Raw genomic sequence first — 7,284 nt, forward strand, 5'->3', positions numbered from 1 at the left:
CTTGCCGGACGACGAGCTCGCGCTGGCACAGAAAACCGGTCGCCTGCGGCGTAACTCGCTGGGGTACTCGGCAGACACCTGCAAAACCCTGATCGGTTTCGGCGCGTCAGCTACGGCCGCGTCGGCGAGGGGTACGTCCAGAACGAGGTTACACGGGATTCTTACACTCGGCTGCTGGCCGTCTGGCGACGTCAAAGGGCTACCGTCTCACCGACGAAGACCGCGTGCGAGCCACAATCATCGAGCGATTAATGTGCGATCTCGAGGCGGATGTGCCGGCAATCTGTGCCGCCCACGGATCCGATCCGATCCGTTTTCTCGATTCAGACTTGGCGATGCTGGCCGAGGACGGGATATTGGACATCGAAAAGGGTTTCATTGAGAGATCACCGCCCGTCGCTAACGGCATGCTCCATCAAGTCACAGCAGTGGCCTTGGGCAGCTTGGCGATGTTTTCGACGAGCGTTCCGTGACAGCGTGGTAGTAGCAATCCTTTCGAACGGGACCTTCCTTAAGAAACCGCCTTTCTGCAGCTCAATTCCGGCAGCAGGTTGACGACTTGATCGACATGCCCGAGTGGCTGGCCAATCTGCCCTCCCGTTTCCTTCACCAAATGGTGGCCACCTGTCGAACGGCCCGCGAAAAGGAATTCGCCGCGCTGACCAATGACGAGGCAGGGCGGATCGAGGCGATCTACGCGCAAAACTTTGGTGCCGATTGAAGGCGTGATCATCATAAGGATCGATCTTTAGTCCGACGGTTCGGCGATCCCCTTATCCCTGCCTGGTCTCCTGGGCGTGCGCCCGACACATGCACGAGCCTTCCTCCCGGGTCTGACGGGCCGCAGATCGTCGCCGCGGCCCGAAGCCGCTTGACAAGCTAGCGCAAGCCCGTTCAACCTAGGGCATTCACCAGGGGAGTCCCGGCAAGGGGCTGAGATACTGCTGGCTTTCGCGGCGCAGTGACCCGTTGAACCTGATCCAGTTCATACTGGCGTAGGGACGGTGCAAGCGCTTTGCGGGAGTTTACGCCCGAGGCCTGTCGCAAGCAGGGCGGCCAAAGCGTCTTTTCATCCTTCCGGCACAGAACTGGGTCTCCAATGCATGAGCAAAGGAGCCTCACGATGAATGCCCTCACCCCCGCCGTGTCGACGGGACCGCTGCCCGCCTCACGAAAAATCCACAAGCCCGGTGCCATCCACCCGCAGATCAGGGTGCCTATGCGCGAAATCTCCGTCCATCCAACGGCCGGCGAACCGCCCGTCACCGTCTACGATCCGTCCGGCCCCTATACAGACCCGACTGTCGAAACCAGCATCGAAAAGGGCCTCGCACGGCTTCGCCACGAATGGATTACGGCGCGAGGTGACGTCGAGGCCTATGACGGCCGCCATGTGCAGCCGGAAGACAATGGCTTTGCGACGGGCGAGCGCCTGACGCCGGAATTTCCTGCTCGCAACCGGCCACTCAGGGCCAAGGCAGGCAAGGCGGTGACCCAGCTTGCCTATGCGCGCGCCGGCATCATCACGCCCGAGATGGAGTTCGTCGCCATCCGCGAGAACCTCGGCCGCGAGATCGCCCGCGGCAAGCTGCCCCGCGACAGCGAAGCCTTCGGCGCGGTGATCCCCGACTTCGTCACCCCGGAATTCGTGCGCGATGAGGTGGCGCGTGGACGGGCCATAATTCCGGCAAACATCAACCATCCCGAGAGCGAGCCGATGATCATCGGTCGCAATTTCCTGGTGAAGATCAACGCCAATATCGGCAACTCGGCGGTCACCTCGTCGATGGCCGAAGAGGTCGAAAAGATGGTCTGGGCGATCCGCTGGGGCGCCGACACGGTGATGGACCTGTCTACGGGCCGCAACATCCACAACATTCGCGAATGGATCGTGCGCAATGCGCCGGTGCCGATCGGCACGGTGCCGCTTTACCAGGCGCTGGAAAAGGTCGGCGGCATCGCCGAGGACCTGACCTGGGAGGTGTATCGCGACACGCTGATCGAGCAGGCCGAACAGGGCGTCGACTATTTCACCATCCATGCCGGTGTTCGACTGCACTATATCCCGCTGACCGTCGACCGGGTCACGGGCATCGTCTCTCGCGGCGGCTCGATCATGGCCAAATGGTGCCTGCACCATCACCGGGAGAGCTTCCTCTATGAGCATTTCGACGAAATCTGCGACATCTGCCGCGCCTATGACGTGTCCTTTTCGCTCGGCGACGGCCTTCGTCCCGGCTCAATCGCCGACGCCAATGACAGAGCACAATTCGCCGAGTTGGAGACGCTCGGCGAGCTGACGCAGATCGCCTGGGCGAAGGATTGCCAGGTGATGATCGAAGGCCCCGGCCACGTGCCGATGCACAAGGTCAAGCAGAACATGGACAAGCAGCTCGCCGTCTGCGGCGAGGCGCCGTTCTATACGCTGGGGCCGCTGACGACCGACATCGCACCAGGTTACGACCACATCACCTCCGGCATCGGTGCGGCGATGATCGGCTGGTTCGGCACGGCCATGCTCTGCTACGTCACGCCGAAGGAACATCTCGGGCTTCCCGATCGCAATGACGTCAAGACCGGCGTGATCACCTACAAGATCGCCGCGCATGCCGCCGACCTGGCGAAGGGGCACCCGGCGGCGAAAGTCAGGGATGATGCCCTTTCCCGCGCGCGCTTCGAGTTCCGCTGGGAGGACCAGTTCAACCTGTCGCTCGATCCCGAAACAGCGCGTTCCTTCCACGACGAGACCTTGCCGAAGGAAGCGCACAAGCTGGCGCATTTCTGCTCGATGTGCGGGCCGAAATTCTGCTCCATGCGCATTTCTCACGACATCCGCGCCGAGGCCCAAAAGGAGGGCATGGCGGCGATGGCGGCGAAATACCGCGAGGGCGGCGATCTCTACATGCCAGTTGGCGAGACCGACGCACCGCTCATGCCAGAGGCGCCGGAACCGTCATGAGAGTGCTGGTCAAAGGGGCCGGCGTCGCCGGCCTCACCGCCGCCTTCGAGCTCGCCGCCCGCGGCGCGACGGTCACAGTCGCCGAGACCCGGCATGGCATCGGTGGCAACGCATCGTGGTTCGCCGGCGGCATGCTGGCGCCATGGTGCGAGCGTGAAAGCGCTGAGCAGCCAGTGCTGGATCTCGGACGCGACGCCGCCGGCTGGTGGGATGCGGTGCTGCCGGGTCAGGTGACACGGGCCGGAACGCTGGTTGTTGCTGCACCGCGCGATGCGGGCGAGCTTGACCGGTTCGCAAGTCGCACGTCGGGCCATCGGCGTGTCAATGAGGACGAAATTGCGCTCCTGGAAACCGACCTCGCCGGCCGCTTCCGGCGCGGATTGCTCTTCCCCGATGAGGCTCATCTCGACCCGCGTCAGGCGATGGTGGCACTTCATGACAGGCTCGCAGCCATGGGTGTCGAGTTCCGCTTCGGCACCCACGCCCGGCATGTTTCCGGCTTCGATCGCCGGATCGATTGCACGGGGATGGCGGCAGAAGACGACGGGCTGCGCGGCGTTCGCGGCGAGATGCTGATCCTGCGCACGCCGGACATTTCGCTGTCGCGCCCGGTCCGGCTGCTACATCCGCGCTTTCCGCTCTATGTGGTACCGCGCACCGACCACCGTTTCATGGTTGGCGCGACGATGATCGAAAGCCAGTCCACAGGACCGGTCACGGCGCGTTCGATGATGGAGCTTTTGGGCGCGGCCTATGCTCTCCATCCGGCCTTCGGTGAGGCTGGCATCATTGAGACCGGCGCCGGCGTCCGTCCGGCCTTTCCCGACAACCTGCCGCGTGTCGAGGCATGTGGAAGCACCGTCGCGATCAACGGGCTCTATCGCCATGGTTTTCTCCTCGCCCCCGCCATGGCGCGCCAGGCGGCCGACCTGGTTTTCAATCAAGACGGAACCAAGGAACTTACTCATGAAGCTGATGGTCAACGGCGAAGCGCATGAGGTTGCCGCCACCACGCTGGCGGAGCTGCTTGCCGCGCTCGACTATGAGGGCGATTGGCTGGCAACGGCCGTCAATAGCGACCTCGTGCACAAAGCCGGGCGGGCGGAGTTCCAGTTGAGCGACGGCGACCGGATCGAAATCCTCTCGCCCATGCAGGGAGGCTAGCATGTTCGAACTTTTCGGGACGACGCTTGCCTCCCGGCTGCTTCTCGGCACGGCTCAATATCCTTCGCCTGCCATCCTTGCAGATGCGGTCAAGGCCTCGGGCACGTCGGTGGTGACCGTCTCGTTGCGCCGTGAAATGGCGGGCGGCAGGGCTGGCGAAAAATTCTGGTCGTTGATCCGATCGCTCGGCGTCAGAATCCTGCCCAACACCGCCGGCTGCCACTCCGTCCAGGAAGCGGTCACGACCGCGAAAATGGCGCGCGAAGTCTTCGGTACCAACTGGATCAAGCTCGAAGTGATCGGCAACCACGACACGCTACAACCAGATGTGTTCGGTCTGGTCGAAGCCGCCCGCATCCTGTGCGAGGACGGTTTTGCGGTACTTCCCTACACCACCGACGACCTTGTTGTCGCCGAGCGGCTGCTGGAGGCAGGCTGCAACGTCTTGATGCCGTGGTGCGCACCGATCGGTTCCGCGCTTGGGCCGGTCAACATCATGGCGCTGCGCTCGATGCGCGGACATTTCCCTGGCGTCCCGCTGATTGTAGATGCGGGGCTCGGACGACCGTCGCACGCGGCAACCGTCATGGAACTCGGCTTTGACGCCGTGCTCCTGAACACGGCGGTCGCCAGGGCGGCCGATCCGGTCGGCATGGCGCGTGCGTTCGGCAAGGCGGTCGAGGCCGGCCGTGAAGCTTTCAGTTCGGGAATGCTCGAACCGCGCGACGTCGCCGTGCCGTCGACACCGACGATCGGCAGGGCAGTTTTTTCATGAAGCTCGATCCCTTCTACCTGATCGTCGACAGCGCTGCCTGGATCGAGCGGCTGGTGCCACTCGGCGTCAAGCTGGTTCAGCTCCGCATCAAGACCATGGATCAGGCCGGGTTGCGCACCGAAATCCGCAAGGCGAAGGCCTTGTGTGCTCGACACCGGTGCCAGCTCATCGTCAACGATCATTGGCGGCTAGCGATCGAGGAAGGCTGCGACTTCGTGCATCTCGGCCAGGAGGATTTGCAGACCGCCGATCGTTCGCGGATTCGGGCAGCCGGCACCAGGCTCGGACTGAGCACCCATGATCATCTCGAACTGGAGACGGCCATGGCCGCCGAGCCCGACTACATCGCGCTCGGCCCCATCTACCCGACCATCCTGAAGAAGATGAAATGGACGCCGCAAGGGCTCGAACGGATCGCCGAATGGCGGGCATGCGTTGCTCCGATTCCATTGGTCGCCATTGGCGGCCTCAACCCGGAACGGCTCGATGGCGTCTTTGCGGCTGGCGCGGACAGCGCAGCAGTGGTGACCGACATCACCCTGAACGACGACCCCGAAGCGCGCACGCGGGAATGGATCGAAAAGACGGATCAATGGCGCTGAAGCGAGACCCGTATGTGCTTGTCGTCGGTGGCTCGGACTCCAGCGGGGGTGCCGGAATTGCGCGCGATATCGAGACGATCTCTTCGATTGGCGTGCGAACCTGCCTCGCCGTCACCGCGCTGACGGTGCAGACCCACGAAGCCGTCATGGAAATCCGTCGTTCGTCACCAAGCCTGGTGGCCGATCAGATGCGCGCCGCGCTGCAGGCCAACAAGGTGGCGGCCATCAAGATCGGCATGCTCGCAACGGCCGAGATCATCGTTACCGTTGCCGCAGTGCTGCGCGAAAATCCGCAGGTGCCGGCAATCCTCGACCCCGTGCTCGCCTCGACCTCAGGCCTGGCGCTGCTGGAAGCAGGTGCCATCGCCGTCATGAAGCGCAATCTGATGCCGCTTTGCCGTCTCGTCACACCCAATCTCATCGAACTTGCGCTTCTTATCGGGGCGGAACACGCGGTCGACGAGGACGGCGCAGTCAGGCAGGGCCAGGAACTGCTGGCCGCGGATGCGCAGGCCATTCTGATCAAAGGCGGTCATGGATCGGGACCCCGATCGACCGATATTCTGTTGCGCTGCGATCACGAACCAGTCCGCTTCGACACACCGCGCCTTGCTACGTCGATGCGCGGTACGGGATGCATGCTGGCCAGCGCGATTGCGGCGCATCTGGCAAAGGCAAGCCCGCTTGAAGACAGCGTGCGCAAAGGCAAAGGGTTTGTTTTCGAGAAGCTGCAAAATACACGACCCGCGGTGAAAGGGCCCGCGTGCTTGTCGTGAAATAGATCAATCCAATGGGAGCGAAACTGTCATGGACAACTCCGCCGACGGTGCCATCGCGCAGCCCGACACCTAAGGACGGTCTCCCTTGGCCTCAGTCGATTGCCGCGTTCACGAACTGCTTCTACGGCAGGAGCGGCACGAGCGGACCACGCTCAAACTGATCGCTTCCGACAACTTCGCCTCTTCGGCCGTGCTGGAAGCGACCGGTTCGATTTTCCCGAACAAGTACGCCGAGGGTATCGTCGATCAGCTTGAGAACCTCGCCATTGAGCGCTTGAAGGCGCTATTTGGCAGCTAACACGCCAACGTCCAGCCTTATTCCGGCTCGCCGGCAATCAGGCTGTCTATCGCGCGCTTTTGAGCCGGGGCGATAAAGTGATGGGGTTGCCCCTCCCCGGTGGCGGCCATCTCACTCATGGTTGGGCCGTCAACTTCTCCTGCACTGATTATAAGCGCGTCCCCTATGGCCTGCACGACAGATCTCTGCGTCCCGGCGGACGAGCCTGGCGCACCGATCCCGACCGAGGCGCATGAGCGATCATGAATGTCCTGGTCTAATGCGCCGGCGTCGCCCGCCTCACCGCCGCCTTCGAGCTCGCCATACGCGGCGCGGCAGTGACCGTTGCGGAGGCCTTGACTTGGTGGCAATGGGTCGCCGGCGCATGTTGACGCCGTGGTGCGCGCGTGAAAGCGCCGAGCAGCCGGTGCTGGATCTCGGATGTGACCCCGCCGACTGGTGTGATGCGGCAACGCCCGGCCAGGTAACGCGATCCGGACGTGGCCGCGCCGCGCTGGGTGATCTTGACCGGTTCGCCAGCCGCATCTCGGGGCGTGTCGACGATGGAGAGGAAATTACGCTCCTTGAGCCCGACCTCGCCCGCCGCTTCCGCCGCGGTTTGCTCTTCCGCGGCGAGGTCAATCTCGACCAGCGCCAGGTAATGGCGGCATTCATGACAGGCTTTCGGCCATGGGGCGTCGAATTCCGCTTCGGCGTCGACTTGGCCT

At 63.3% G+C, this 7,284-nt stretch carries 8 protein-coding genes, 2 pseudogenes and 1 riboswitch; of the genes and pseudogenes, 9 read left to right on the top strand and 1 reads right to left on the bottom strand.

Annotation, left to right across the window (positions count from 1 at the left end; translation table 11 throughout):
• The 9 genes and pseudogenes from AU465_RS14385 to glyA form a co-directional block, all read left to right on the top strand.
• A pseudogene (locus AU465_RS14385) lies at positions 1 to 473 on the top strand (hypothetical protein); the annotation flags it as partial.
• Between the two features lie 86 nt (positions 474 to 559).
• Positions 560 to 721 (top strand): hypothetical protein, encoded by a 162-nt coding sequence (locus AU465_RS14390; protein WP_192248437.1) that lies wholly within the window; start codon positions 560 to 562, stop codon positions 719 to 721.
• 182 nt (positions 722 to 903) lie between these two features.
• Positions 904 to 1,020: riboswitch (TPP riboswitch) on the top strand.
• 103 nt (positions 1,021 to 1,123) lie between these two features.
• Complete coding sequence (thiC, locus tag AU465_RS14395; RefSeq protein WP_192248440.1) at positions 1,124 to 2,959, top strand: phosphomethylpyrimidine synthase ThiC; 1,836 nt, start codon at positions 1,124 to 1,126, stop codon at positions 2,957 to 2,959.
• Positions 2,956 to 3,957 carry a glycine oxidase ThiO gene (gene thiO / locus AU465_RS14400; RefSeq protein WP_192248443.1) on the top strand — a complete coding sequence of 334 codons (1,002 nt, stop codon included), beginning with the start codon at positions 2,956 to 2,958 and terminating at the stop codon, positions 3,955 to 3,957. The genes thiC and thiO overlap by 4 nt, the downstream gene beginning before the upstream one ends.
• Positions 3,926 to 4,123, top strand: a complete 198-nt coding sequence (gene thiS / locus AU465_RS14405; protein ID WP_192248446.1) for a sulfur carrier protein ThiS — start codon at positions 3,926 to 3,928, stop codon at positions 4,121 to 4,123. Before thiO ends, thiS begins: the two co-directional genes overlap by 32 nt.
• Position 4,124: 1 nt before the next feature.
• Positions 4,125 to 4,898: a thiazole synthase gene (locus AU465_RS14410; RefSeq protein ID WP_192248449.1), complete on the top strand. Its 774-nt coding sequence runs from the start codon at positions 4,125 to 4,127 to the stop codon at positions 4,896 to 4,898.
• Entirely contained in the window at positions 4,895 to 5,500 is a 606-nt protein-coding gene (locus AU465_RS14415) for a thiamine phosphate synthase (protein WP_192248452.1), read from the top strand. Before AU465_RS14410 ends, AU465_RS14415 begins: the two co-directional genes overlap by 4 nt.
• Positions 5,491 to 6,276 (top strand): hydroxymethylpyrimidine/phosphomethylpyrimidine kinase, encoded by a 786-nt coding sequence (locus tag AU465_RS14420; RefSeq protein ID WP_192248455.1) that lies wholly within the window; start codon positions 5,491 to 5,493, stop codon positions 6,274 to 6,276. Before AU465_RS14415 ends, AU465_RS14420 begins: the two co-directional genes overlap by 10 nt.
• A gap of 88 nt (positions 6,277 to 6,364) precedes the next feature.
• A pseudogene (gene glyA, locus AU465_RS14425) lies at positions 6,365 to 6,762 on the top strand (serine hydroxymethyltransferase); the annotation flags it as partial.
• 71 nt (positions 6,763 to 6,833) lie between these two features.
• On the opposite strand, the gene AU465_RS14430 reads toward glyA, so the two are convergent.
• Positions 6,834 to 7,284 (bottom strand): hypothetical protein (locus AU465_RS14430; RefSeq protein WP_192248458.1); only part of this gene is annotated, 451 nt, incomplete at its 5' end.

Source organism: Mesorhizobium silamurunense (assembly GCF_014843905.1).
Classification (GTDB): Bacteria; Pseudomonadota; Alphaproteobacteria; order Rhizobiales; family Rhizobiaceae; genus Mesorhizobium; species Mesorhizobium silamurunense.

What these genes read in the sequence shown, in the direction of transcription:
- thiC (WP_192248440.1), top strand. Translation starts at nt 1,124, where the DNA reads ATGAATGCCCTCACCCCCGCCGTGTCGACGGGACCGCTGCCCGCCTCA.
- thiO (WP_192248443.1), top strand. Translation starts at nt 2,956, where the DNA reads ATGAGAGTGCTGGTCAAAGGGGCCGGCGTCGCCGGCCTCACCGCCGCC.
- thiS (WP_192248446.1), top strand. Translation starts at nt 3,926, where the DNA reads ATGAAGCTGATGGTCAACGGCGAAGCGCATGAGGTTGCCGCCACCACG.
- AU465_RS14410 (WP_192248449.1), top strand. Translation starts at nt 4,125, where the DNA reads ATGTTCGAACTTTTCGGGACGACGCTTGCCTCCCGGCTGCTTCTCGGC.
- AU465_RS14415 (WP_192248452.1), top strand. Translation starts at nt 4,895, where the DNA reads ATGAAGCTCGATCCCTTCTACCTGATCGTCGACAGCGCTGCCTGGATC.
- AU465_RS14420 (WP_192248455.1), top strand. Translation starts at nt 5,491, where the DNA reads ATGGCGCTGAAGCGAGACCCGTATGTGCTTGTCGTCGGTGGCTCGGAC.